The organism is Streptacidiphilus pinicola (assembly GCF_003258295.1).
GTDB lineage: Bacteria > Actinomycetota > Actinomycetes > Streptomycetales > Streptomycetaceae > Streptacidiphilus > Streptacidiphilus pinicola.
The window spans coordinates 1-25,019 of sequence record NZ_QKYN01000072.1; the positions used below are offsets into that span (position 1 = coordinate 1).

Genomic DNA, 25,019 nt, shown 5'->3' on the forward strand with positions numbered 1-25,019 from the left:
ATCCACAACCTCGGCCTGGGCCTGGCCTGGTCGTTCCTGATCGTCGCCGGCGCCTACGTCGTGATCGCCGTCATCGCTGCGCTGATCGCGGTCCGCTTCTTCAAGAAGCTCTCCCCGCCGGAGCGCACCATTGCCGGCGCCAAGGCGACGGCGGACGTGCTGAAGTCCGCCAAGCCGCGCCCGGCCCCCTCGGTCTCCGGCGACGGCCACAAGGCGCTCACCCCCTGACGCAACAGGCCCCCGAGAGCACCTCGCCGCCGCGGGCCGCGCCGAGGTGCCACGGGGTGCTGCGGCCCGCCGTGACGGCGCGCTGACGCGCCTCGCCGGGCCGCGTGGCGTCACCCCGGGCTCCGGTGTGACACGCTCTTCCCATGGCCTTCGACCCCGCCGCCTCCAGCGCCGACGCCTTCGATCCCCGGATCGACGGTCCGTGGACGCACCGTGACCTCGCCGCCAACGGGGCCCGCTTCCACATCGCCGAACTCGGCGAGGGACCCCTGGTGCTGCTGGTGCACGGCTGGCCGCAGTTCTGGTGGACCTGGCGGCACCAGCTGACCGCCCTGGCGGCGGCCGGCTACCGCGCCGTCGCCGTGGACCTGCGCGGCGTCGGCGGGAGCGACCGGACCCCCCGCGGCTACGACCCCTCCAACATGGCGCTGGATCTGACCGGCGTCATCCGCTCGCTCGGCTCCGCCGACGCGACCGTGGTCGGGCACGACTGGGGCGGCTTCCTCGCCTGGACCGCCGCCGCGATGCGGCCCGCCGTCGTACGGCGGCTGGTCGTCGTCTCCAGTGCGCACCCGCGCAGCTACCGACGCTCGTTGCTGACGGACCGGCGGCAGATCGTCGCCGCGGACCACCTGCTCGGCTTTCAGCGCCCGTGGATGCCCGAGCGGCAGCTCGCCGCCGGGAACGCCGAGCTGGTCGCGCAGTTCCTGCGGGAGTGGACCGGCCCCGAGCACCAGCCGAGCGAGAAGGAACTGCTGACGTACCGGCAGGCGATGATGCTGTCGAACACCCGGCACTGCTCGATCGAGCCCTACCGCTGGCTGATGCGGTCCATGGGACGTCCCGACGGCTTCCAGTTCTCCCGGCGCATGAACCGCAAGCTGCGGGTGCCGACGCTGCACGTGCACGGCGAGGACGACCCGGTGCTGCTGCCGGAGACAGCCCTCAGTTCGGGCGCCTACGTGGACGCGCCCTACGACTGGCGACCACTGGACGGAATCGGCCACTACCCGCACGAGGAGGACCCGGACACCTTCTCCGGCCTGCTGCTGGAGTGGCTGAAGGCGAACCAGCACTGACCCGTGCGGTGCGTAGTCAGATGAATACGCTTCTGGCATAGGCCAATTGGAACTCGTGCTCGGGATTACCGACGCGCTTGCGCGGGCAACTTCCGAGTATGAGCTGGATGCACGAACGCGCCTCCGCGCCCCGAAGCCGTCGCCGCTCGCCGTCGAGCCCGCCCTCGGGCTCACAGAACCCGTCGAAGGTGGTGGCCGCGTTGTTGGAGCCCGCGGCCCACGTCGGCTTCCCACGGCTGATCGGGCGCCGCGCCCGCTGGGTCACCTCACGCCTGCGCCAACGCTGAACGGGCCGGCGCCGGGAGTCCAGTCCCGGCGCCGGCCCGTCCGAGCAGGCGTGCCCGCCAAAGCCAGTGCGCGCGTCAGAGTTGGTGCGGCGACAGGGCGGTGAACCAGAGCAGGGCGATCGTGCCGACGCCCATCAGCGGGACGAGGATCTCCGTCTCCAGCTTGTTGCCACTGCTCTTGATGATCTCGATCTCGTAGCGGGTCTTGATCGGCCACAGCCACGGCGCGCCCATCTTGGTGATGGAGTCGCCCAGCAGGTGCGCGACGCAGCCGAGCCCGACCGCGTAGGGCAGCCAACCCGGCGCCGAGGGAATGAACTTGGCGATGATCGCGGTGCCCACCCCGGCCATCGCCACGATCGTGCCCCAGGCGTTGAACGCGTGGCCGGGCGGGCAGAGGTTCAGCGCCCGGATCGCCATGGCCAGCAGGAAGAAGGTCATGCCCAGGGTGAAGTTGCGGCCCAGGTAGGTGACTCCGGCCCAGGTGCCGACGGTCATCAGCGCCACGAAGAACAGCGAGTGCGTGGCGTGGCGGTGACCGCCCGAGATCCAGGCGACGAAGCGGCACAGCGTCTTGCTGATCGGGCCCAGGAAGTTGGCGATGGTGCCGTCGTGGTGGTCCAGATCCGGCAGCAGGGCCGCGCCCGCGCACAGGATCGTGCCCATCAGGATCTCCTGCGGCTTGAGGTGAGCGTGCATCACCAGGGGCGGCAGATAGGGCGAGGTGGCCGCGAAGAGCAGTGCCCCGCTCACCGCGTGCGAATGGCCCATCATGACTGGTCGTCCTCCTGGTTGCTGACGAGATCTCACGCTCGCGCCCGACCGTACCAGGAAGCCGCACCGCGCCGAACAGTCGATCCGATCATGCGCCTGACCAGCACGAGGCGCACGGCCGGGCACGTCCCTCCGTGCCGTGCCCGGCCACCGCGTTCCGAGCCGGGCGCGGGAGGGAAGTTGGGAACGCGGCCTGCCGCTACAGCGCGCAGGCGTCCGTGTTCACCGGCGCCGTCAGGCTCGCGCCGCGCTGGGCGTCTCCGCGCACCTCGTCCACGGTGAGGGCGTAGCCGGTCTGCGCGTCGTCGAGCGACTTGGCGAAGACCACGCCGTAGACCTCGCCGTCCGTGGTCAGCAGCGGGCCACCGGAGTTGCCCTGCCGGACGGTGGAGCGGATCGAGTACACGTCGCGGCTGACGTTGCCGCGGTGGTAGATGTCCGGGCCGTTGGCCTGGATGCGTCCGCGGATGCGCGCGGCCTGGACGTTGAACGGGCCGTTCTCCGGGAAGCCGGCGACGATCGCGTCCGCACCGGTGTCGGCCGTGCCGGCGAAGGCGAGCGACGGGGCGTGCAGGCCGGGGACGTCCAGCACCGCGACGTCGCGCTGCCAGTCGTAGAGGACGACGCGGGCCTGGTAGGTGCGGCTGCCCAGGCGCACCGTCGGGTCGGTGACGCCGCCCACCACGTGGGCGTTGGTCATGACCCGGTCGGTGGCGTAGACGAAGCCGGTGCCCTCGATCACCTTGCTGCACGAGGGGGCGGTGCCGATGACCTTCACGATGCTCTGGTGGGCGGCCTTCACGGCCGGGTCGTTCACCAGCGCCGGGTCCGGGGCCGGGACGTTGGTGATCGGCTCGTTCTGGAACGGGTTGAACACCTGCGGGAAGCCGTTGCGGGCCAGGGTCGAGGTGAAGTCGGAGAACCAGCCGGGCGCCCCCGCCGGGAGCATGTCCTGGACACCGACGAGCACCTTGGAGCTGCGCACCTGGTGCGCGACGGTGGGAAGCGAGGTGCCGGCGAGCGCGGAGCCGATCAGCCAGGCGACCAGCAGCATGGCGAGGACGTTGACGAGCGCGCCGCCGATCGCGTCGGGGACGCGGGCCTTGCTGCGGCCGATCCGGCCGCGCACTTTCCACGCCCAGTGCGTGGTGAAGGCCTGCCCGAAGGCGGCGAAGACGATGACCACCACGACGGCGATCACCGAGGCGACCATCCCCGGGGAGAGGTGGCGCAGCAGCAGCGGCAGCAGCTGGACCGCGATCACGCCGCCGCCGAGGAAGCCGATGACGGAGAGAGCGCCCACCACGAAGCCCTGCCGGTAGCCGCTCACAGCGAAACCGACGGCGGCCAGGATCAGCAGGACATCGAGGACGTTCACCCGGATACCTTGCCACGCCCGCCCGAACGGGCGCAGGCCCTCCCCCTGCCCTGTGGACAACTCGTGACACGCCGAGCCCCGGCGCTGCGGGCGAGCCGCGGACCTGGCTCAGGCCCGGCGCGGGCCGCGCACGGGCGCGGCCCGGAGCCCGTCCGAAACCGGCCCCGGGGCCCGTGCGAAGTGAGCCCGGAGCCCGTGTCGGCCGGACGCACCGGGGCTCGTCCGTACGCCCTCGGTCCGGAACTCGGTCCCGAACTCGGTCCGGAACCCGGGCCGGATCGCAGGCCGTGTAACGGCCCGGGAGTCAGTCCCGATCCCGGCCGCCCTCAGTCCGGATCGGCCTCGCCCCGGGCGCGGGCGGACATGTCGTCCGTCACACCGCCCGACGCGTCTGTGAACAGCCGGCGGGCCCGCTCCTGCTCCTCACGGGAGGCGAAGACCGAGGGGTCTCCCAGTTCGATCTCCCGGGCGTCGTCCCATGGCCGCTCCCAGCCCGCGTGGTGCAGCAGCCGGTCGATGACGCCCGCGGTGAAGCCCCAGATCACGTGGCCGTCGATGTGGAAGGCCGGGCCGCGGAAGCCGCTGGGGTGGCGCAGCCGGGCCCGGTTGGCCGGGTCGGCGAGGCGGGCCACCGGGACGCGGAAGACCTCGGCCACCTCGCCCTCGTCCACCGGCGCGACCGGGGTGGGCGTGTGCCACCAGCCGAGCACGGGCGTGACGACGAAGTCACTGACCGGGATGTAGAGGTCCGGCAGCACGCCGAAGACCTGGACTCCGTCCGGGTCCAGGCCGGTCTCCTCCCAGGCCTCGCGCAGCGCCGCGCGGATCCGGCCTTCGCCGTGCGGGTCGCCGTCCTCCGGGTCGAGGGCGCCGCCGGGGAAGGAGGGCTGGCCGGCGTGCGAGCGCAGCCGACGGGCCCGCTCGATGAGCAGCAGGTCCGGGCCCTCGTCGCCGGGCGCCTCACCGAAGAGGACCAGCACCGCGGAGCGCCGGCCGCCCTGCGCGGGCGGCAGGAATCGGCTGAGCTGCCGCGGCTGCACGGTCTCGGCCGCCTCCCGCACCGGCACCAGCCAGTCCGGGATGCCCTCGCGCTGCACGCCCACCGCCGCGTAGGCGCTCACGCGTCCACCCCCTCGGCGCTGTCCGCCGTCGGGCCGCCGTGGGCGGCGGCTCGGGCGGCCGCCTCGCCGGGGTAGTCCGCGGGTGGGCTGAGCCGCTGGCCGGGCTGGCCGCCCTTCTCGTACTTGAGCAGCTTCTCCGCCTTGACCGGATCCGTCTCGCCCTCGCCGTAGGAGGGGCAGAGCCGCGCGATCGGGCAGGCCCCGCAGGCGGGCTTGCGGGCGTGGCAGATGCGGCGGCCGTGGAAGACCACGCGGTGCGAGAGCATGGTCCACTCCCGCTTCTCGACCAGCTCGCCGACCTCCTGCTCGACCTTGACGGGGTCGTCGGACTCGGTCCAGCCGAAGCGCTTGGCCAGGCGGCCGAAGTGGGTGTCCACGGTGATGCCGGGGACGCCGAAGGCGTTGCCGAGCACGACGTTGGCCGTCTTGCGGCCGACCCCGGGCAGGGTCACCAGGTCCTCCAGCCGGCCCGGCACCTCTCCCCCGAACTCGTCACGGAGCGCGGCGGACAGGCCGAGCAGCGACTTGGCCTTGTTGCGGAAGAAGCCGGTGGGGCGGATCAGCTCCTCCAGCTCCTCCGGATTCGCGTCCGCCATCTCCGTCGGGGTCGGGTACTTCGCGAACAAGGCGGGCGTCGTCTGGTTCACCCGCAGGTCGGTCGTCTGCGCCGACAGCACCGTCGCCACCAGCAGCTGGAACGGGTTCTGGAAGTCCAGCTCCGGGTGCGCGTACGGGTAGACCTCCGCGAGCGCGCGGTTGATCCTCCGCGCCTGCCGCACCTTCGCCGTCTGCGTCTTGGGGAACGCCGCCTTCTTGAACCCGGGCCCACCGGCAGCACCAGCGGTCACGGAAACGCCACTCTTCGCCATACCGAGAGCCTACGAGGCCGGGCTGACGTCCGGCGCACTTTCCACCCCGTCGCAGCACGTCGCCCCGTCGCAGCACGTCGCCCCGCCACAACACGTGGATCCCTCACAGCACGTCCAGGGTGGCGCGGAGGCGGCTGCTGCGCTCGAACCAGTGCAGCAGGAAGACCGCGGCCAGCAGGTAGCAGCCGCCGACGGCGGCCTCGGCGGCCAGGGAGGAGCCGACGGACGAGGAGAGGGACGCGCCGCCGGCCAGTGCGGCGCGGAGGCCGGTGATCGCGTGGGTGAGCGGCAGCAGGTCGCCGGCGATCCGCATCCAGCCGGGCAGGGAGGCACGCGGCACGTTGGCCCCGGAGAGCAGCAGCATCAGCACGAACATCACGTTGGCGATGAGGAAGACGTCGCGCAGCCGCAGGCCGACCGCGCCGAGCAGCAGCCCGAACGCGGAGCAGCCCACCGTGGCGGTCAGCAGCAGCGGCAGCATCCGCACCACCGCGGCGAGCGAGAGGTGCAGCCCGAGCAGCAGGTCCCCGGCGGCCAGGTTGACCCCGGTGACCAGCAGGCCGTTGGCGATGTACGGGAGCGCGCGGCCCAGCCAGAGCAGGTTGCGGCTGCGCGGGCTGAGCAGCACCGCGCCCAGCGTGCCGTAGCGGCGCTCGTTGGCCACGGCCATCGCGCCCCCGTAGACGCAGGCGATGGAGGCGGCCAGGACGGCGTTGCCGATGACGTAGAACTCGTCGTCGGCCAGCCCGAGTTGGCGGCCGAGGAAGACGAAGAAGAGCATCTGCACCAGCGGTGCCCCCAGCAGCGTGCCGACGAACAGGGCCGGGGTGGTCCAGTTGAACAGCGCGCGGTAGGCCATGGTGCCGCCGAGCACGAAGAAGCGGAGCGGTTTCATCGAGGATTCCCTGAGGTCACTGGAGTTCAGGCGAGGGCGAGGGTGGCGGCCCTGCGGGCGCGCCGTTCCACGTGGGTCAGGGCGACGACGGCCAGCAGCAGGTAGCCAAGGCCGCTGCCCACGGTGAGGGCCAGGCAGCGCAGCACCTCGGCGGTGGGATGACCGGGCAGCGCGGCGGCCTGGACGGCACGGGCTCCCCAGGTGGTGGGCAGGACCCAGGAGATCGGGTGTGTCCAGGAGGGCAGCACGGTGATCGGCACGAGCATCCCGGAGAGCAGCCAGATCGGGTGGTCGAGCGCGTTGGCGAGGGCGTTGGCGTTGCGCATGAGCACGAAGGTGGAGGCCAGCAGCAGACCCATCATGCCGAGGGCCAGCACGCAGACCGGAACGGCCACCAGGAACAGCAGCAGGTGCGCGAAGTGCAGCGGCGTGCCGAACAGGACGGCCCCCCACAGCAGCGTGGCCCCCATCGCGTAGGTGCCGACCACGGCGGTGGCCAGGGTGACCGGAAGCAGTGTGAGGGCGAGCGGGGTCGGCGCCGCGGTCAGGGTCTCCAGGGTGCCGAGCCAGCGCTGGTTCTGCACCGCGCCGCCGGAGCCGAAGAGCACGGAGGCCCACATCCCCATCAGGCCCGCGCCCACCGACGCCTGGAGCATCCGCCCCTGGTCGCCGCCGGCCCGGAAGAGGTAGACCGCGAGCGTCGCGTAGACGAGCGGGACCAGGACGGCGAAGGTGATCTCCAGCGGCGAGCGGGACATGTAGCCGACGTGGGTGCGCACCCCGACGCCGATGAGCCGCAGCACCCGGTAAGGGCGCGGCAGCCGGGACGGCCGGGACGGCGAGGACGGCGAAGACGGCGCGGACAGCCGCGGTGTCGGTCGCAGTGCGGTGCTCATGCGGCCACCTCCTCGTGCTGCTCGGAGACCGCGGACTCGGCGGACTCGGCGGACTCCGCGGACTCGGCGGCGGAGGTCTCCTCGACGATGGCGATGTAGGCGTCCTCGAGGGTGGGTTCGCGGTTGACCACCCGGCCGAGCCGGGCGGCGGAGAGCGCGGCCAGCACCTCGCGGGACAGGTTGCTGCCGCGCTCGGACTGGACCGTCACGGTCTGGCGGGCGCCCTGCTCCTCCACGGAGACGCTGAGCACCCCGCGCAGGGCGCGGACCGGGGCGAGGTCGGCCTCGGTGACGCCGTAGGCCTCGATGTCGAGCACATCGCGGGTGCCCACGCGGGACTTGAGCTCCCCGGGGGTGCCGAAGGCGCGGATGGCGCCGCCGGCGATCACCGCGATGCGGTCGCAGAGCTGGTCGGCCTCGGCCATGTAGTGGGTGGTGAGCAGCACCGTGGTGCCCATGGCCCGCAGGTCGGCGACGGTGTTGCGCAGGTCGCGGGCGGCGACGGGGTCGACGCCGATGGAGGGCTCGTCCAGGAAGAGCACGTCCGGGTCGTGCAGCAGGCCGCGGGCGATGTGCAGGCGCTGGCGCATGCCGCGCGAGTAGCCCTCGACCCGCTCGTTCTCCCGGCCGGTCAGACTGACCCGGTCCAGCAGCTCGGCGATCCTGGCCTTCTGCTCGCGCGGCTCGACCCCGTACAGCTCGGCGAAGTAGCGCAGGTTGTCGCGGGCCGAGAGCCGGTCGTAGAGGCCGCGGTCGCCGCCGAAGACGTAGCCGATGCGACGGCGCACCTCCCGCGTGTCCCGGGCGACGTCGTAGCCGTGGATGCGGGCGGTGCCCGAGCTCGGCAGCAGCAGCGTGTTGAGCATCTTGATGGTGGTGCTCTTGCCCGCGCCGTTCGGGCCCAGCAGGCCGAACAGCTCGCCCGGCCGGACCTGGAAGCTGACGCCGCGGACGGCGGTCACCTCGGTGGTCTTCGGCCGCAGCCAGCCGGTGCGGGTGAGGTAGGTGCGGTGCAGATCCTCGGCCTCGATGGCGAACTCGGCGCCGGAGGGCCTGGACTGAGCGGGCATGGCGGTCCTCAGGAGAGAAGGGGCGGGGTGTCGCCCCATCCTGCCCAGCCGAATCGGCCCAGGTCAGCAATGTCTGCTGGCACAAAGAGCGTTGGCACATAGGTGCCCGGTCCGAGGGGCCCCGCCGATCAGCCGGAGGCCTGGCGGTCGCCGACCCAGGGCGGCAGCAGGCCCTGCTCCGCGGCCTGTTGGCCGAGCTGGAAGCGGCTGGCGGCGTTGAGCCGGTTCATCAGGTCAGTGATCATGCGCCGCTCGGTGCGCAGTGAGACGCCGAGCCGGCGCGCGGCCGCCTCGTCGGTGAGGCCGAGCGAGAGCAGCCCGAGCAGCGTCTTCTCCTGCGCGGTGGCTTCCGTCCGCTCGCTCCTTGCCTCCGACGCGGCGCCGAAGGGGGTGGCCTGCTGCCAGACGCGCTCGAACAACTCGTGGAGCCCGGCGACGGCGCCGGGCTCCTTGATGAGGACGGCCCCCTTGGCGGAGTCCTCGGGGTCGATCGGCACCAGGGCCGAGGTGCGGTCCAGGATCTGCATGCGCATCGGCAGCGCGGGCACGGTGCGCACCTTGGCGCCCTGGTCGACCAGCCACTGGGCGTGGGCGCGGCTGTCGCTGTCGTTGCAGACGCTGTCGAGGTAGATGGTGCGGACGGAGACGCCGCGCTCCAGCACGGCCTCCGAGAGCGGCCGGCTGGCCTCCCGGTTGGCGGGCGGCTGCGGACCGCCCGGCGCGAAGGCGAGTGCCTCCACCCGGATCTCGGCGGCCAACTGCTGGAGCCGGAGTCTGGTCGCGTCCAGGCCGGTCAGCCGCTCGGAGGCGAGCGGGTCGGACTGCTCGGGCAGCGCCGCGCGATAGCTGGTCAACAGCTGCTGGACGGCGAACTCGGCCCCGGCGATCTCGCGCTGGGCACGCATCACCTCGGCGTGACGGCTGGCGATCAGCGCGTTCAGCGCCACCTCGGGGCTGACCGGCCGGATGCCCTCGGCCAGCTCCCAGGAGCGCGCGACCAGGGAGAGATCGGCCAGGCGGTCCAGCACCGACCGGATCTCCGTCTCCGGACGGCACAGCTCCGCGACCAGCGCGTCCAGCCCCAGCTCGGGACGCTCCAGGACCAGGCGGTAGACATGCTCCGCCTCGTCGTCCAAACCGAGCACCTTGAGCATTCCGTCCCCCCGTCATGATCCGCACACCTAGTATCCGTGGGGCGCGGCCATGAGGGATCTGGAGCATGCCATCGAGTGCCGCCGGAATTGGGCGGCTCTCGTCTGTACGTTCGCATCACAATGCGGGCCGGGACGTCGGGCCGAAAGGTCGGGCGTGCGGGTCAGACGCCGGTGAGGGCACGCCAGGCGGCAGCGGCGCGCTCGTCCCCGGCGAGCGGGGCGCTCGCCAGCAGTCGGGCGACGGCGGCGGTCAGTGCCTTGTCGTCGCTGCCGAAGGGCCGGGCGGCGACCAGCTGGGCCACGGCGTCGGCCTCGGCGCCGGCGAAGCCGGTGAGCTGCTGCAGCAGGGCGGTCTCGGGCAGCCGGTCGGCCCAGGTGCGGAAGATCGCGGCGCGCCCCGCGGCGGTCGGAGACCCGTGGACGCGGAAACGGGCCAGGCCGCCGTCGGGGAAGATGTCCAGCCGCACCCGGCTGACCGGGCGGCGCACGGCCGTGCGGTCGAGGCGGAAGCGGTGCACGGTGTCCGGCTCCAGGCGCGTGCGCGGCAGCAGTTCGAACCAGGAATCGGGGTGCTCCGGGTCCGCCGCGGTGGCGTCGCAACCGGTGACCCGGGCCGAGCCCGCCGCGTTGCCGACGAAGCAGGTGGTGTCGATCTCGATGCGGTCGATCTCGGCCTGCGCGGCGAGCTGGACGACCGCCCAGTCGTTGCCGTCGTCGCGGCGGCGGCTGGTCTCCCAGCCCTCGCCCATCACCCGGGCCGGGCCGGAACGCAGGATGTTGTCGGGCGAGGAGTAGAAGCGGTTGGAGCAGTCCAGCACCCGGCCGCCGTTCTCCAGCGCGGCGAGATCGCGGTCGGTGTCGAGCGCCCAGCGCGGGTCGGGCAGCGCCTCGCCGTGCACGCGCAGGCGGGCCACACCGCCGTCGGGGAAGATGTTCAGCCGCACATGGGTGAAGCGCAGCTCCGAGGCGACCTCGAAGGGGTTGGCGGTGTCGCCCTTGAGCGCGGAGCGGGGCACGATCTCGTGCCAGTCGGCCTCCGCGAGTTCGACGGCGGTGGGCTGCGCGCCGAGCGGTTCGACGGCGGCGGCCTCGACCGAGCAGAAGGGCGGGTAGTTGCCGATGAAGAAGGCGGTGTCGACGATCACGCCGCGGATCACGCCCGCGGTGCCGAGCCGGACCACGGCCCAGTCGTAGCCGGTCTCACGGCGGCGGCGGGTCTCCCAGCCGTCCATGATCTGGCCCTTGGGACCGAAGGTGTAGGGACGGAACTCGGCCGGGGCCGGGTTGATCAGGTTCTCGCGCTCGGCGAAGAGCTCGTCGTTCGCGCCGACGACGCTGCCGCCGGACTGGCGGGAGGCGAGGTCGGGGAGGACGGCGAACGGGGCGGCGGGCGGGGCGGTCTGCATCAGGGCCTCGTGTGGTTCGTGGTGCTGTCGACGGTCGGGTGCGGCACGCGGGTGTCGCTCGGTCAGCTCCAGCCCAGGTCGTCGGGCGTGCTGGCGGTGGCGGTGCTGGAGACCCCGGAGGCCTGCGCGTGCTCGGAGGTCCCCTGCGTGGCGGCCGCGGTGCCGGCGAGGCAGCAGAGGCTCAGCAGGACGGCGGCGAGAACGGTCTTGACGGACAACGGGATCTCCATGAGAGAAGCGGTTTCAGCTCGGAAGGCGTCGCCGGCCTGCGACGACGGGACCGATCGTGCCGGAGCGCCGAACCCCCGGACAGGGGCTCGGGCTGGCACAAACCGCTCTGGCAGTTGTGTGTCAGCCGGGCTGTTCTGTGTCAGCGGGGCAGTTCTGTGTCAGCGGGGCAGTTCTGTGTCAGCTCGGCCGTTCCCGCAGGCGCAGCCACGGGATGAACACCTGGGCCAGCGGTCCGATCGAGACGGCGTAGGCCACCGTGCCGATCCCGACGGGTCCGCCGAGCAGCCAGCCGATGCCGAGCGCGGACAGCTCGATCAGGGTGCGGGTGGCCCGCAGCGAGTGGCCCCGCTCGGCCAGACCGGTCATCAGCCCGTCGCGGGGGCCGGCCCCGAGTCCGGCGCCCAGGTAGCAGGCGGTGGCGACCGCGTTCAGCAGGATCGCCCCGGACAGCAGCAGCACCTGGGCCCACAGGCCGTGCGGCCGCGGGCAGTCGGCCAGCGTGGCGTCGGTGACCGCGCCCACCACCACGGCGTCGAGCAGGGTGCCGATCCCGGGGCGTTGCCGCAGCACCGGCCACAGACAGAGCACCAGCAGGCTCACCACGATCGACACGGTCCCGACGGTCAGGCCGGTGACCTGGGCCAGGCCCTGGTGCAGCACCGTCCACGGGTCGACGCCCAGGCCGGCGCGGAGCAGCAGGGCGGTGCTCACCCCGTACAGCACGAGGCCCACCATGAGGTGGACCATCCGCCGGGCGAAGGGGGCCGGGCGCAGCAGGGTGCTCACGGCGCTCATGCGGCCAACTGCTGCGGCACGCGTCCGGCGACGACGGCGAGGGCGCTGTCCAGCAGCGCCTGCGCGCCGAGGACCAGCAGGTGGTCGGGGGTGTCCTCGCGGGCGGAGTGGCTGAAGCCGCCGGTGCTGGGGACGAAGAGCATGGCGGTGGGCACGCGGGTGCTGAGCACGCTGGCGTCGTGGCCGGCGTAGCTGACCATCCGTTCGGTGCGGACGCTGCGGCGGCGGCAGACCGCGTCGACCAGGTCGACCAGGTCGGCGTCGAAGTGCGCGGCCGGCTTGGCGGAGGTCTCGGTCAGGGTCGCGGTGCAGCCCTCCTCCGAGGCGATCCGGGCCAGCACCTCGCGCAGTCTGCGGTCGACCCGGTCCAGGATCTCGTCCGATCCGGCGCGGATCTCGGCCTCCAGGCGGGCCGAGCCGGGGACCACGTTGGGCGCGCCGGGTCCGAAACTGACCGCCCCGACGTTGCCGATGACGGAGCCGTTGATCCGCTGGCAGATGCCCTGCAGCGCGGCGGCGGTGCGGCTGGCGACCCGGCCCGCGTCCGAGCGGGCGCTGAACGGGGTGGTGCCGGCGTGGTTCTCCTCGCCCTGCACCGTGACCTCGTACCGGCGTACGCCCACGATGCCGGTGACGGCGGCGAGTTCGATGCCCTGGCTGTCCATCCGGGGGCCCTGCTCGATGTGCAGCTCCAGGTAGCCGGAGAGCTCCTCGACGTGCGGGTGCCGGCAGAGCGCGCTGGAGCCGACCAGCCCGCCGCCCGATCCGGCGGTGACGCCCTCCTCGTCCCAGAAGGCCACGACCTCGATCTGCTCGGCGGCCGGGTGCCCGGCCTCGTGCAGGGTGCGCAGCACCTCGATGGCGGCGATCACGCCGTAGGCGCCGTCCAGTCGGCCACCGCCGGGGACGGTGTCGGCGTGCGAGCCCATCAGCAGCCACGGGCCCGAACTGCCCGGGACACGGCCGAAGACGTTGCCGACCGGGTCGCGGTGGCTGTCCAGCCCGGCGCAGCGCAGGGTCTTGTCGAGCCAGTCGCGGGCGGCGAAGTCGGCGGCGGAGCCGGCCACCCGGTGGATGCCGCCGTCGGCGCCGGAGCCGATCTGGGCGAGATGGGTGAGGTCGGCGAGCAGCCGCTCGGCGCTGATGTTCAGTGACATTCCTACTGGATCCCTTCAGGGTGAGGACCGGGGTGGGGCGTCAGCCGTGGCATGACCGGCAGCGGCAGCTCGGCACACCAGGCCAGGCTCCAACCACCCAGCCCGGCAACGGAGTCGAAGGCGCGCTGGCACACGCGGCGGCCCAGCACGAGCGCCGGCTCGGGGTGCTCCGAGGAGAGGAACAGCACCCCGTAGGCGCCCGCCACCGAGCTGTGCAGCCGGACGTGCTCGAGGCCGTCCGAGGGCGCACTGCAGTCCAGGAACGCCTGGGCCAGCCCGTCGGGCGCGGCGACGGCCGCGCCCGACGGGGGGTCCAGGGCGATGGCGACCATCCTCACCGGACGGGCTGGGCGTTCACGCCGAGCTCCGCGAGGAACCGGTCGACGAGTGCGTCCAGGGTCGTCGCGGCCCAACGGGTCCCGTCGATCCGCCAGATGAGCTCGGTCCGCCCGGCGCGCGGGCGACGGACCAGCTCGACCGGGCGGGCCGGCGGGCGGGCGGTGTCGGGGCCGAGGAGCTCCGCCGCCCCCCAAAGGCTCGCCGCCGGGGCCGAGGCGTCGAAGGCCACGGTGGGCGCGGGCAGGGCGGCCAGCACGGCGGAGACGCGGTCGCCGCGCAGGTGGAGCAGCGGTCCGTGGTCGCGGCCGCCCTCCGGCAGCCGGCCCAGCGTCTCGGCGGCACTCTCGGTGGTGGTCAGCGTGACCGGGAACCGAGTGGTGAGGCAGCCGACGTGGCCCAGCGGGCCGGGCCGGGTGACCTCCACGCGGGCCGCGCCGCCGAGCGCGCGGGTGAGCGCGTCCAGCAGTTCGGCGTCGGACGGCGCGCCGTCCAGGGTCAGCGTGCGGCTGAGCACCGGCACACCGGCCGGCCGCGCGTCGTCCGGCGGGAGCGGCACCACCGGACCCGCGTCGGCGAGCCAGGACGGCAGCTGCCCGACGATCTCCTCCCCGCAGGCGCGCTCGGCGAGCGCGCGCACCTGTCCCGGGTAGTCGCCGGTGGCCACCGAGCCTTCGGCCGAACTGCGTTCCGCCGGCGCCAGTCCGGACAGCCCCTCGGCCAGCCCGAGTTCGGCCAGCAGCAGCGGCCAGGAGGGCTCGTCGACGGTGTGGCGCGGGGCCGTGAGCAGCAGCCGGGTCCGACCGAGCAGGACGGCCTGCAGCAGCGGTCCCGAGGTGCCGCGCGCCTCGGTCTCGGCCCGGGCGGCCTTGACGGCCTCCTCCGCCGCGACCTCGACGGCCGTCAGTGACCAGGCCTCCCGCTCGGCGACCGGGTGCTGCAGGCCGCTCTCGGCGTCGGGCCGCAGCCGCAGCGCCGGGTGGCGGGTGACCAGCGCCCGCAGCGCCTCCGCCAGCGCCTCCGGGTCCAGCGGGGCCGCGGCCTCGACCAGGACGCCGGTGCAGCCGCCTGCGGCGGGCTCGGCGAGCACGGCGTGCTGAGCGGGGGTCAGCGGCAGCGCGGCGGCCTCCGGCGCGTCCGCCTCGTCGCCCGGCCGCTTCGCTCCGAGGTCGCCGAGTCCCACCGACGGCAGCACGGCGGCCAGCACGGCGGCCAGGTCGGCGACGCTGCCGTGGCGGAAGGCGGCGCCGAGCGGCACGCGCAGGCCGGAGCGGCGGGCCAGCTCGACCATCCGCAGCGTGCCGGCCAGCCCGGCCCGCGCGGGCAGGCCCTCCTGGTCCACGCCCACCGCGGGCACCCCGAGCGCCTCGGCCCAGGCCTGCGCCAGCGTCTCCTCGACGGGCGTGCCGGGGGCGGTGAGCTCCGCACCGGAGCGGTCCGCGGCCGGGTCGGGCAGCAGCCGGCGGTCCACCTTGCCCGCCGTGCTGAGCGGCAGTGCCGGCAGCAGGACGTACTCGGCCGGGACCATGTAGCCGGGCAGTGCCTCGGCAAGGAACGGCCGCAGCTCGGCGGCACCCGGGCCGTCCTCGTCGGTGCCGACGACGTAGGCGGCCAGATACCGGTCGCCGTGCGCGTCGGTGCGGGCCGCGACGACGGCCTCGCTGACCCGCGGGTGCAGCAGCAGGCGCGCCTCGATCTCGCCGAGCTCGATGCGGTAGCCGCGCACCTTGACCTGGTGGTCGATCCGGCCGAGGAAGTCGATGTCGCCGTCGGGACGGAACCTGGCCAGGTCGCCGGTGCGGTACATGCGGGAGCCGGGGACCGGGTGGAACGGGTCCGGGACGAACTTCTCCGCCGTCAGCCCGGGGCGGTGCAGGTAGCCGCGGGTGACGCCGTCGCCGCCGATGAACAGCTCGCCCACCGCGCCGATCGGGGCCGGGTTGAGGAAGCGGTCGAGCACGTACATCTGGGTGTTGGCGATCGGGTGCCCGATCGGAACCGGCGCACTGGGGTCGAAGTCCGGGCCCGCCTCGTAGACGGAGCAGCCCACCACGGTCTCGGTCGGACCGTACTCGTTGATGATCCGCGCCCCGGGGGCGACCCGGCGCCAGGCCATCACCGTCTCCGGCTTCACCTCGTCGGCGCCGACCACGAAGGTGTGCACCGAGTGGACGGAGTCCGGCTCGGGCAGCTGCGAGCGCAGCACGTCCAGATGGGCCGGGGTGATCTTCAGCAGGCTGAAGTCGCCCGGCTCGCGCAGCCGTTCGGCGAGCGCGTCCAGGGCCCGGTCGGTGGGCAGCAGGGTGACGTCCTTGCCGCCGATCAGCGGCAGGAAGAAGTTGGGCACGGACAGGTCGAAGGCGATCGAGCCGAGCATCGGCGCGCCCTGGCTGCCGACCGGGAGGCCGTAGCCCTCGACGGCCCAGTCCAGGTAGTTGACCACGCCGCGGTGGGTGACCAGCACGCCCTTCGGGCGGCCCGTGGAGCCCGAGGTGAACATGGCGTAGATGAGGTTGTGCGGCCCGGTCAGCGGGATGGGGTCGGTGGTGGGGCGGGTGGCGAGCAGCTCGGCGTCGCGGTCGAGCTGGACGGCGAGGGCCTCGCCCGGCGGCAGCACGTCGACGAGCCCGGAGACGGTCACCACGACCGGCGCCGCGGTGTCCTCGACGATGCAGGCGAGCCGGTCGGCCGGGTGCTCGGCGTCGAGCGGCACGTACGCGCCGCCGGCCTTGAGGATGCCGAGCAGGCCGACCAGCATCTCCACCGAGTGCTCGACACAGATCCCGACGAAGGTCTCGGTGCCCACCCCGAGGTCGCGCAGGTGGTGTGCCAGCTGGTTGGCGCGCTCGTTGAGGGCGCGGTAGCTGACGGTGCCGCCCTCGGCGTCCACCACGGCGACGTGGTCGGGCGTCCGCCGCACCTGCTGCTCGAAGAGCTGGTGCACGCAGAGGTCGTCGCGGTAGCCGGCCCGGGTGTCGTTCCAGGTGTCGACCACCAGCTCGCGCTCGGGCGCGGGCAGCAGGTCGGCGTCGGCCCGGCCCGCCGGGTCGTGCGCCATGGCCGCGGCGACCGCGCGGTACAGCCCGGCCAGGCGCTCCAGGGCGGCCCGGTCCGCGGCGCGGTCGGCGGCGCTCAGCCGCAGCGTGGTGGCCCCGATCGCGGTGACGGCGAGTCCGAAGCCGTCCGCGACCAGGTCGAAGCGGTCCGCCGCGTCGGCGGCGACGCCTTCCGCGACGTCGTCGGCGTCGTCCTCGGCCCGGTGGCGGAAGACGACGTCGACCGGGGTCCACTCGGCGGAGCCGGCCAGGCCGGGCGGGCAGACCTGGCCGGAGGCGGTCAGGCCGTCGACGGCGCGGACCAGGGCAGTCCAGTCCGGCAGCGTCACGTGTCCCTCGGCGTCGACGGCCAGCGCCCTGGCCAGGCCGGCGGAGCCGCCGAGGTCGATACCGGTGGTGAACGAGGTCTCGGGCGTCAGCGTGCTGAGCACCCGCAGGTGGACGGCGTGCAGCACGCTCGCGAGGCGGACGTCCGCCTGCGCGGCGAGGGCGCGCAGGCCCGCCGCCACGTCGCCGAGGTCGACGGTGGTGCTGTGCCGGAGGCCGGCGTCGTGGTCACGGCGGGCCCAGGCCGCCAGCAGGGCGAACGCGGGCGGCAGCGAGCCGACGGTGGCGAGCAGGCCGTCCTGCGCCGTGTCGGCGCCGGACAGCGGGGCGGTCCCCGCCGTGGCGCCGGCCTGGTCCGGATCGGCGTCCGCCGTCAGCACCCGGTAGCGGGTGAGCAGTTCGCTGATCATCCCGCGGTGCAGCTCGTCGTCGAGCAGCACGCCCGACCAGGTGCTCGCGAGCCACCAGCCCGCGTCGGCCGTGGTCAGCGCGGTGATCCGGAGGGGCCGGGCCGGCTCGTCGTCGCGCTGCCCGTCCTGCTCCTGCCCGCGCTCGCGCTCGCGCGCGGCGAAGGCGGCGATGTCGTCCGGCAGTTCCGCGAGGACGAGCTCGACGGCCCGCTCGTCGGCGGTCACCAGGGCCGGCTCCGCGCCGAGGTGCAGCGTGGTGCGCAGCTCCGGGTGGCGGGCGGCCAGTTCGGCCACGGACGCCTCCAGCGCCGGGAGCACCGGCCGCCCGGGCAGCCGGACCGCGGAGACGTTGTGGTGCGGGCGTCCTTCGCCGGCCAGCGCCTCGAAGGCGCGCTGGGTCCGGGCGGGCGAGAGCGGCTTCACGCGGCACTCCCCTGCTCGACACGGACGGCCTGCTCGGTCCCTGTTCCGGTCCCGGCCGACGCGACGTCGCCCCGGCCCTCGCGCAGCGACAGCGGACGCATGTCGGTCCAGGAACGGGAGATGACGCCCAGGCAGTGCTCCCGGGTGCCGGGCGCGCCCACCTGCCGCCAACCCGCCGGCGGACGCCGGCCCGCCGGCCAGACCGAGTACTGCTCCGCCTCGTTGACCACCACCGCGTGCGTGGCGGGCCCAGTCTGTTCGTGCATCATCGTCCATTTCTCAGTCCGACATTCGACGCCGGAATTCTTGGCACTCCCGAGGGGTGCTGTCAGCAAGGGGACGGTGGCACGAACCGTTCTGGCAGAACTGTGTCAGCGATTCCTGGCACGCAGATGCCAACGGCGGATTGTGCCAGCCCACAGGCCTGTTCAGTACCGGCCGGGCGTGGAAAACATGGCCGGGGCAATTGACGACAGGGGATGTTGCGATGGATGACGGGCGCCAGGTCAGCGGCTGGCACGAGATCTACCAGGAGCTCTACCGGGACGCGGCGGAGGCGGAATTCGGCGAGAACTTCGCCGGCTGGGACAGCAGCTACGACGGACTGCCGATCCCGCTCGAGGAGATGCGCCAGTGGCGCGACGCCACCGTGGCGGCCGTCCGCGCGCTGCGCCCCCGGCGGATGCTGGAGATCGGGGTCGGCTCGGGTCTGCTCATGTCCCGGCTCGCCTCCGACTGCGAGGAGTACTGGGGCACCGACGTGTCGGAGGCGGTCGTCCAGGCGCTGCGCGGTCAGCTGGCCGCCGGCCCGCTGGAGCTCGCCGGGCGGGTGCGCCTGGAGGCGGCCCCGGCCGACCGGCTGCACCACCTGCCCGCAGGCCACTTCGACACCGTCGTGATCAACTCGGTGATCCAGTACTTCCCCGGCGTCGACTACCTGACCGACGTGCTGACCCAGGCGGTGCTGCTGCTCGCCCCGGGCGGCTCGGTCTTCGTCGGCGACGTGCGCGATCTCGGGCTGCTGCCCCGCCTGCACCGCGCGATCGCCGCCGGACGCGGCCTGCCCGATACCGAACTCCCGGCCGCAGCCGCGCTGCTGGCCGAGCGGGAGCCGGAACTGGCCCTCGCCCCCGAGTACTTCACCGCGCTGCCCGAGCTGCTCCCCGAGATCGCCTGCGTCGACGTCCGGCTCAAGTCCGGTCCCTTCCACAACGAGCTGACCCGGCACCGCTACGACGTCGTGCTGCGCACCGCCGAGCCGACCCTGGACGCGGGCGCGGCCCGCGTCGTCGACTGGTCCGGCGGCCCGGTGGACTGGGAGCAGGCGAGCGACGGCACGCCGCTGCGGCTGCGGGCCGTGCCCAACCGCAGGCTGCACACCGAGGCGGGCACGGACGGCGGGATCGAGCCGGACGAGCTGTGCGCCCGTGCCGAACAGGCCGGATACCAGGCGGCGTTCACGCTCACCGGCGCCGACCACGACTGCTTCGACCTGGTGCTGTGGCGGGACCCCGAGGCGGTGGTGGGCGGCCTCTACCTGCCCACCGAGCCGCCCTCCTTCGAGGACCCCTCCCGCTATGCCAACGTCCCGGCCGCGCTGGACCGGGCCCACGCCACCGCTCCGGCCGCCGCTGCCGCCGCTCCGGCGTCCGACGCCGGGAGCGTGGCCGAGTCCGGGCCCGTCCTGCCCCGCAGCCCGTACGACGAGGTGGTCCGCGAGCTCTTCGCCGAGGTACTCGCCCTGCCCCGGCCGTCGGTCCCGCTGGACCGGAGCTTCTTCGAGCTCGGCGGCCACTCGCTGGCCTCGGCCAGGCTGGTCGGCCGGATCCGAGCCGTGCTGGACGTCTCGCTCGGCATGCGCAGCGTGTACGACGCGCCGACCGTCCGTCAGCTCGCCGACCTGGTCCAGGCCCGGGCCCGGGCTGCCGCCGCGCCCACGGGGAGCCGGGACGAGCGGGAGCTGCCGCCCTTCACACCGCTCCCGACCCCGGCCACCGACGCCACCGGTCCCGTCCCGCTCAGGGTGGACGCCCGGACCCATCGCGCGCTGGCCGGGCTGGCCCGGGACCACGGCGTCACCGTGCGCATGGCCCTGCACGCGGCCCTGGTGGCGCTGCTGGCCCGGACGACCGGGCACCGGTCGGTCCCGGTGGGTCTCGCGGTCCCCGCCGGCCCGCCGGTGCTGCTGACCGTCGAGGCCGAGCGCGACTTCACTGACCTGCTCGCCCGCGTCCGCACGGCCCATCTGGACGCCTACGCCCGACCCCTCGCGGCCACCGCCCCCGTCGTCGTCCGCCTCGGCTTCGACGTCGATCTCGACGTCGACGCGGACGCCCGGGAGGCCCGGGAGGCCCGGACCGACGAGGCCGGCCTCGGCGTCGAGCTGACCGAGGAGTGGACCGAGGGCGGCGCCCCGGCCGGTGTCAACGGCCAGGTGTACGGGGCCGATCCGGCCTTCGCCGCCCGGCTGGTCCGGCTGCTGGCAGCCGCGGCGGCCGAGCCGCAGCGCCCCCTCGACACCCTCGGGCTCCGCCTGCCCGACGAGCCGGTGGCGCTGGTCGGCGCGACCCGCACCGTGCCGCGGACACCGGTGGCGGCGCTGCTGGGCATGCAGGCGCTGCTGACCCCGCACGAGCCCGCCCTCACCGTCGGCTCGACGGTGCTGACCCACCTCGAACTCGACACCCGATCCGCTGCGTTGGCGCAACGCCTGCGCGCGGCCGGGGCTGCGCCGGGGCAGGTGGTGGCGGTGCGGCTGCCCGTCTCGGCCGACCTGGTGGTCGCCTACGCCGCCGTCGCCCGGAGCGGCGCCGTCTGCTGCCCGCCGAACGGCGCGAGCGTGGCCGGTCCGCGGCCCGTCGCGGTGGTGACCGACGCACCCGAGGCGCCGTGGCCGGACGTCCCGGTGCTAGGGCCTGCCCCGGGCGTCGACGCGCCCGGGACGGAGCCGACCGCAGGGCAGGCGGCGACCGGTACCCCCGGCACCCGGTCCCCGCGGGCCACCGACCCGCTGCTGGTCACCGCCGTCGACGCCGACCCGGTCACCCTGGACGCCGAGAGCCTGCGCGTGCTGACCGCCTGGCGGTCGGCGACGGTGCCCGGGACCGCCGGTGGCGCCCGTGCGCTGCTGCCGGAGGGCACCGTCGACCACGGCTTCCTCGACGTGATCGACGCACTCGCCTCGGGCGCGGCCCTCCACCTGCGCCCGCAGCCCGAACCCGAGGCCGGTGACACGGCCGCCGACACGGCGCGCTGGCTGGCGGCCACCGGGGCCGTCGAACTCGCCGCCCCCGCGGCCGTGGTGAACCACGTCCTCGGCAGCGGAGTGGACCTGCCGGCGCTCGCCCTCGTCACCGCCCACGGCGCGGGTGCCTCCGCCCCGGGCCGCACGCTGCTGGAGCACCGCTGGTACCAGGGCGTCCGGTTGACGCTGGTGGACGGTGCGACGCCGCTGTGGAACCAGACGGTGCGCGTGCTCGACGCCGCGCTGCAGCCCGTACCGCCGGGGGTGCCCGGCTCGCTCTACCTGGCCGGGGACGGTCTCGGCGCCGCCTCCTGTGACGCGGCCGCGGCGCAACTGGTGCCCGACCCGCACGGCGGACCGGGGGCGCGGATGGTCCGCACCGGCCGGGTGGGCCGCCTCGGCGCCGCCCTGGACGAGCTGCCCGACGTCGTCCTGCGTGACCCCTTCGACGCCCCGGACTCCCTCTACCTGCCGGTCACCGACCCGCTCGGCCACCGCTCGCTCTGGCCCGCCGGGACGCCGCTGCCCGAGGGCTGGACCGCCGCCGGACCTGAGGACGTCAGGGACGCCGTCCGCGACACCCTCGCCCAACAGGCCTCCGCGGCCTCCGCCGACACCGTGGGGAGTGACCGGTGACCGAAGCACGACTGTTCCGCTCCGTCGAGGCGGAGGACGCGTTCGCCGCGGCCGTCGAGGCGTTCCGTCGCGACGGCGGCGCCGTGCCCGTCTGGGTCGGCCCGCGGGCCGACCTGACGGCCGGTCTGGCCCTGGCCGAGGAGGTCTACGCCGCGCTGCGCGTCCCGCCGCAGGCCGCGCGCGGCCATCTCTTCGGCGAGGTGCCCGAGGCCGTGCGCCGGCTCGCCGAACCGCTGGCCGCGCACTGGTCCGCAGGACCGGACGGACCGCCGGACGGGCCCGGCTCCGTGCTGCTGGTGGGCACGTACGCGGCGCTGAGCTCGGACCGGGTGCGGCGGGTGCTCGAGTCCGCGCACCGCGACGGCCGCGACGTCTCCGTGCTGACGGGCCGTGACGTCCACTCGCTCAGCTGGACCACGGCCAAGCAGTACGGCCAGGCTCCGGCCGGGGCCCCGACGGGGGTGTTCACCGACAACGACAGCCGGCCGCGCGTCCCCGGCGACGCGGTCTGGCTCGGGCCGGAGGACATCGCGCAGCGCGACGTCCAGGACCTGATCCTCTCCGGGCGCTGGGGCCGGCTGCTCTTCAACGGCCACGGCCGCGACGACAACCTGAACCTCGGTCAGTTCACGCTCTGCGGGCGCAGTCCCGCCGTCGAGCGCGCCCCCGGCGCCCTTGGGCCGCAGTGCGCCTACGGGCTCGGCTGCTACAAGCCGGAGGACAAGCTCGTGCCGGCGCACCGCATCCCCGCCGCCGAGATCGTGCTGAACACCTGCCTGAGCGGGCCGCTCAGCGATCTGGCGCTCTACGACCCGGCGTACCAGATCCTGCTCAACGCCCTGGACGGCCCGGCGCAGACCGTGGTGGCCGCCCTGACCACGAACAACGGCGACCGCCCGGAGAACCTGGCCTGGCTGCGCGGCGGGCCGGGCTCGGTGGCGCGCCGGCTCGACGCGTCCGCCGCCGACATCAACCCCTACCCGGCCTTCCTGCAGGTCGGCCTCGGGACCGCCGGCGACCAGGCACCGGAGGACTCAGCGGCCGGGCAGTCAGCAGCCGAGCCGGACGAGGCCGAGGAGCCGTGGGCGCTGCTGGGCGGGCGCGTCTCCGCCCTGCTGCACAGCGGGCTGCTCCCCGGCGACCACGCGCTGCGGCCCCGCTTGGAGCGGTTGCACGGCACCCTGCTCAGGGACGCCCAGCGTGGCGCGGCCCGGCCCGCCGGGACGCGCGCCGAGGCGAGGCGGAGCCTCGACGCCGAGGTCGCGGCGCTCGACCTGGCCCTGGCCCAGCAGATCGCGCGCGGCGCGGACGACCCGCTGCTGGAGTTCCCGATCCACTTCGGCGAGCGCAGCCGCGCCTCGGCCGCCGAGCCGGGCTTGGACTGCGCCTGCGGTCGGCCGGTGTGGCGCTACCGGCGTGTGGGACGGCTGCCGGTGGTCCCGGAGACCTACCAGTCCACCTGCCTGCGCTGCGGCGACGTCGAGAACAGCTTCGTCGGCGCGCCGGCGCTGCGGGTCGAGTCCGCCGACAAGGTGGCCCTGGGCGGGGTGCTGCCGGTCACCGTGGAGGTGACGGCGGTTCAGGACGGCATCGTCAACGTCGGTCTGGTCGTGCCCAGTTACGTCCGGGCCACCATCAAGCCGCCGGTGCGGCGGCTCCGCCTGGCGGCCGGGGAGAACAAACGGACCGGGTTCGAGATCGCCGTCGCCGCCGACGCCGAGCCGCAGGCCTACTACCACCAGGCGTACGCGGTCCAGGGCCTCGCCCTCACCGTGCTGCGCTTCCACTTCGGCGCCGTGCCCGGCGACGAGTTCGACCACGTGACCAGTGACGGGCGCCCCGCCCGAGAGAGTGAGGTGTCCGATGTCCGGGTCCGGTGAGCGGGGGACGGTGCTGGTCGTCGAGCCGGAGTCGTCCGGGGTGGACCTGCTGGGCGCCGCCGAGCGCCTGGGGCTGCGGGTGCACGTCTTCGACCGCCGCCCGGCGGCGGAGGCCTCCCCCGCGGTCCGGGCCGGCGGCACCGGATACACGGTCGTGGAGACCAGGTCCGCACAGCAGGTCGCCGAACAGGCCCGGCTGTTGGCACGGCGCGAGCGGGTCGTCGCGGTGGTGCCGGGCTTCGAGTACGCCGTCCCGGTGGCCGCCGCCGCCGCGGAGCGCCTCGGCCTGCCCGGGCTCAGCGCCGACGACGCCGCCGCGCTGCGCGACAAGGCGCTGATGAAGGAGCGGCTGGCGGCCGGCGGCGTGGCCGTCGCGCCGGGCGTGCCGCTCACCGTCGGGCAGACCTCCGAGGCCGAGCTGCGGCGGGCGGCGGCCGCCGTCGGCTTCCCCGCCGTGGTCAAGCCGGTGGACGGTTCGGGCAGCCTCGGCGTGCGCCGGGTCGACACGCTCGACGCCCTCCGCCTGCACCTGGCCCGCTGCGCCGCCGAGGGCGCCCTCGACGACATGGGCCAGCCGGTGGGCACCCGCCTGCTGGTCGAGTCCTACGTCTCCGGACCGGAGTTCAGCGTCGAGGGCTGGGTCGCCGCCGACGGCCGGGTGACGGTGGCCGCGGTCACCGAGAAGCTGCTCGGGCCCGAGCCCTACTTCGTCGAGGTCGGGCACATCGTCGACGCGGACCCCGCCCCCGTGGCGCGCCTGGCCCTCACCGGGACCGCCGAGCGCGCCGTCCGGGCGCTCGGGCTGCGCACCGGCGTGTTCCACCTGGAGGCCAGGCTCACCCCGAGCGGGCCCGTGGTGATGGAGGTCGCCGCCCGCCTGGGCGGGGACCGGATCCACCGCCTGGTGAGCGCGGTGCACGGCTGGAGCCTGCCGGAGGCGGCCGTCCGCTGTCTGGCCGGGCTGCCGGAGCAGACCGCCGCCCAGGCCGCCGAGGCCGTGGCCGGACGGGTCGCCGCGTCGGTCTACTTCACCGTGTCCCGCCCCGGGGTGGTCGCCGACCCCGAGGCGCTGCGGGCCCGGCTCGCGGCGCTGGTCACGGGTCGCGCGGCCTGCTGGGAGCTCACCGTCGACTGCGAGCCGGGCACGGAGGTCGGCCCCGCGACCGACTTCCGGCAGCGGTTCGGCCACGCCGTGCTGGTGGCGGACGACCGCCGCGCCCTGGAGGCCCTCCTCGCCGACCTCCGCACCGTGCTGCAGGCGTCAGTCGAGCCGACCGGTGGACGGCGCACCGTCGTGCCGCCGACGGCCGTGCCCCTGGCCGGCGCCCGGGAGCCCGCGATCGCGGGCTGACCCGCATCCATCCGCC

General features: G+C 74.5%; 20 protein-coding genes. 5 read left to right on the forward strand and 15 right to left on the reverse strand.

The window, feature by feature from the left end; all coding sequences use genetic code 11:
• On the forward strand, positions 1 to 228 hold a 228-nt coding region (locus tag DN069_RS18575), incomplete at its 5' end, for a phage holin family protein (protein WP_133259961.1).
• Positions 229 to 371: 143 nt separating this feature from the next.
• Entirely contained in the window at positions 372 to 1,307 is a 936-nt protein-coding gene (locus tag DN069_RS18580; protein WP_111502175.1) for an alpha/beta fold hydrolase, read from the forward strand.
• 362 nt (positions 1,308 to 1,669) lie between these two features.
• Here DN069_RS18580 and DN069_RS18585 read toward each other — a convergent pair whose 3' ends face one another.
• From DN069_RS18585 to DN069_RS18650, 15 genes are all read right to left on the reverse strand, one after another.
• Positions 1,670 to 2,368: a metal-dependent hydrolase gene (locus DN069_RS18585; RefSeq protein WP_111502177.1), complete on the reverse strand. Its 699-nt coding sequence runs from the start codon at positions 2,366 to 2,368 to the stop codon at positions 1,670 to 1,672.
• A gap of 199 nt (positions 2,369 to 2,567) precedes the next feature.
• Complete coding sequence (locus DN069_RS18590) at positions 2,568 to 3,746, reverse strand: MarP family serine protease (protein WP_111502179.1); 1,179 nt, start codon at positions 3,744 to 3,746, stop codon at positions 2,568 to 2,570.
• Positions 3,747 to 4,072: 326 nt separating this feature from the next.
• Positions 4,073 to 4,867 (reverse strand): NUDIX hydrolase, encoded by a 795-nt coding sequence (locus DN069_RS18595; RefSeq protein WP_111502181.1) that lies wholly within the window; start codon positions 4,865 to 4,867, stop codon positions 4,073 to 4,075.
• On the reverse strand, positions 4,864 to 5,736 hold the full coding sequence (gene nth / locus DN069_RS18600) for an endonuclease III (RefSeq protein ID WP_111502183.1): 873 nt from the start codon (positions 5,734 to 5,736) through the stop codon (positions 4,864 to 4,866). Before nth ends, DN069_RS18595 begins: the two co-directional genes overlap by 4 nt.
• Positions 5,737 to 5,839: 103 nt before the next feature.
• A complete protein-coding gene (locus DN069_RS18605; RefSeq protein ID WP_111502185.1) occupies positions 5,840 to 6,631 on the reverse strand; it encodes an ABC transporter permease in 792 nt (263 codons plus the stop codon).
• 26 nt (positions 6,632 to 6,657) lie between these two features.
• Complete coding sequence (locus tag DN069_RS18610) at positions 6,658 to 7,527, reverse strand: ABC transporter permease (RefSeq protein WP_111502187.1); 870 nt, start codon at positions 7,525 to 7,527, stop codon at positions 6,658 to 6,660.
• Positions 7,524 to 8,597 (reverse strand): ABC transporter ATP-binding protein, encoded by a 1,074-nt coding sequence (locus DN069_RS18615; protein ID WP_111502189.1) that lies wholly within the window; start codon positions 8,595 to 8,597, stop codon positions 7,524 to 7,526. Before DN069_RS18615 ends, DN069_RS18610 begins: the two co-directional genes overlap by 4 nt.
• Positions 8,598 to 8,725: 128 nt before the next feature.
• Positions 8,726 to 9,733, reverse strand: coding sequence for a hypothetical protein (locus DN069_RS18620; protein ID WP_133259962.1), 1,008 nt, complete (start codon positions 9,731 to 9,733; stop codon positions 8,726 to 8,728).
• 179 nt (positions 9,734 to 9,912) lie between these two features.
• On the reverse strand, positions 9,913 to 11,157 hold the full coding sequence (alc, locus tag DN069_RS18625) for an allantoicase (RefSeq protein ID WP_111502193.1): 1,245 nt from the start codon (positions 11,155 to 11,157) through the stop codon (positions 9,913 to 9,915).
• 62 nt (positions 11,158 to 11,219) lie between these two features.
• Positions 11,220 to 11,387, reverse strand: coding sequence for a hypothetical protein (locus tag DN069_RS40095; RefSeq protein ID WP_165845540.1), 168 nt, complete (start codon positions 11,385 to 11,387; stop codon positions 11,220 to 11,222).
• A gap of 178 nt (positions 11,388 to 11,565) precedes the next feature.
• The gene (gene yczE / locus DN069_RS18630) at positions 11,566 to 12,183 is read right to left on the reverse strand and encodes a membrane protein YczE (protein WP_111502195.1); all 618 of its coding nucleotides are present in this window, start codon (positions 12,181 to 12,183) and stop codon (positions 11,566 to 11,568) included.
• The gene (locus tag DN069_RS18635) at positions 12,180 to 13,340 is read right to left on the reverse strand and encodes a M20/M25/M40 family metallo-hydrolase (protein WP_111502197.1); all 1,161 of its coding nucleotides are present in this window, start codon (positions 13,338 to 13,340) and stop codon (positions 12,180 to 12,182) included. The genes yczE and DN069_RS18635 overlap by 4 nt, the downstream gene beginning before the upstream one ends.
• Before the next feature lie 2 nt (positions 13,341 to 13,342).
• On the reverse strand, positions 13,343 to 13,672 hold the full coding sequence (locus DN069_RS40100; protein ID WP_111502199.1) for a hypothetical protein: 330 nt from the start codon (positions 13,670 to 13,672) through the stop codon (positions 13,343 to 13,345).
• A 2-nt stretch (positions 13,673 to 13,674) separates the two neighbouring features.
• Positions 13,675 to 17,892, reverse strand: a complete 4,218-nt coding sequence (locus DN069_RS18645) for a non-ribosomal peptide synthetase (RefSeq protein WP_111502201.1) — start codon at positions 17,890 to 17,892, stop codon at positions 13,675 to 13,677.
• Positions 17,889 to 18,161: an MbtH family protein gene (locus DN069_RS18650; RefSeq protein ID WP_111502203.1), complete on the reverse strand. Its 273-nt coding sequence runs from the start codon at positions 18,159 to 18,161 to the stop codon at positions 17,889 to 17,891. Before DN069_RS18650 ends, DN069_RS18645 begins: the two co-directional genes overlap by 4 nt.
• A 218-nt stretch (positions 18,162 to 18,379) precedes the next feature.
• Here DN069_RS18650 and DN069_RS18655 point away from each other — a divergent pair, with 218 nt between their 5' ends.
• The 3 genes from DN069_RS18655 to DN069_RS18665 are packed head-to-tail and all read left to right on the forward strand — an operon-like array spanning position 18,380 to position 25,003.
• Positions 18,380 to 21,772, forward strand: coding sequence for an AMP-binding protein (locus DN069_RS18655; protein ID WP_111502205.1), 3,393 nt, complete (start codon positions 18,380 to 18,382; stop codon positions 21,770 to 21,772).
• Positions 21,769 to 23,652, forward strand: coding sequence for a hypothetical protein (locus DN069_RS18660; RefSeq protein WP_111502207.1), 1,884 nt, complete (start codon positions 21,769 to 21,771; stop codon positions 23,650 to 23,652). The genes DN069_RS18655 and DN069_RS18660 overlap by 4 nt, the downstream gene beginning before the upstream one ends.
• A complete protein-coding gene (locus DN069_RS18665; protein ID WP_111502209.1) occupies positions 23,636 to 25,003 on the forward strand; it encodes an ATP-grasp domain-containing protein in 1,368 nt (455 codons plus the stop codon). Before DN069_RS18660 ends, DN069_RS18665 begins: the two co-directional genes overlap by 17 nt.
• The last annotated feature ends 16 nt before the right edge of the window (positions 25,004 to 25,019 follow it).

What these genes read in the sequence shown, in the direction of transcription:
- DN069_RS18605 (WP_111502185.1), bottom strand. Translation starts at nt 6,631, where the DNA reads ATGAAACCGCTCCGCTTCTTCGTGCTCGGCGGCACCATGGCCTACCGC.
- DN069_RS40100 (WP_111502199.1), bottom strand. Translation starts at nt 13,672, where the DNA reads ATGGTCGCCATCGCCCTGGACCCCCCGTCGGGCGCGGCCGTCGCCGCG.
- alc (WP_111502193.1), bottom strand. Translation starts at nt 11,157, where the DNA reads ATGCAGACCGCCCCGCCCGCCGCCCCGTTCGCCGTCCTCCCCGACCTC.
- DN069_RS40095 (WP_165845540.1), bottom strand. Translation starts at nt 11,387, where the DNA reads ATGGAGATCCCGTTGTCCGTCAAGACCGTTCTCGCCGCCGTCCTGCTG.
- DN069_RS18610 (WP_111502187.1), bottom strand. Translation starts at nt 7,527, where the DNA reads ATGAGCACCGCACTGCGACCGACACCGCGGCTGTCCGCGCCGTCTTCG.
- DN069_RS18665 (WP_111502209.1), top strand. Translation starts at nt 23,636, where the DNA reads ATGTCCGGGTCCGGTGAGCGGGGGACGGTGCTGGTCGTCGAGCCGGAG.
- DN069_RS18650 (WP_111502203.1), bottom strand. Translation starts at nt 18,161, where the DNA reads ATGATGCACGAACAGACTGGGCCCGCCACGCACGCGGTGGTGGTCAAC.
- DN069_RS18615 (WP_111502189.1), bottom strand. Translation starts at nt 8,597, where the DNA reads ATGCCCGCTCAGTCCAGGCCCTCCGGCGCCGAGTTCGCCATCGAGGCC.
- DN069_RS18655 (WP_111502205.1), top strand. Translation starts at nt 18,380, where the DNA reads ATGGATGACGGGCGCCAGGTCAGCGGCTGGCACGAGATCTACCAGGAG.
- DN069_RS18580 (WP_111502175.1), top strand. Translation starts at nt 372, where the DNA reads ATGGCCTTCGACCCCGCCGCCTCCAGCGCCGACGCCTTCGATCCCCGG.
- yczE (WP_111502195.1), bottom strand. Translation starts at nt 12,183, where the DNA reads ATGAGCGCCGTGAGCACCCTGCTGCGCCCGGCCCCCTTCGCCCGGCGG.
- nth (WP_111502183.1), bottom strand. Translation starts at nt 5,736, where the DNA reads ATGGCGAAGAGTGGCGTTTCCGTGACCGCTGGTGCTGCCGGTGGGCCC.
- DN069_RS18585 (WP_111502177.1), bottom strand. Translation starts at nt 2,368, where the DNA reads ATGATGGGCCATTCGCACGCGGTGAGCGGGGCACTGCTCTTCGCGGCC.
- DN069_RS18635 (WP_111502197.1), bottom strand. Translation starts at nt 13,340, where the DNA reads ATGTCACTGAACATCAGCGCCGAGCGGCTGCTCGCCGACCTCACCCAT.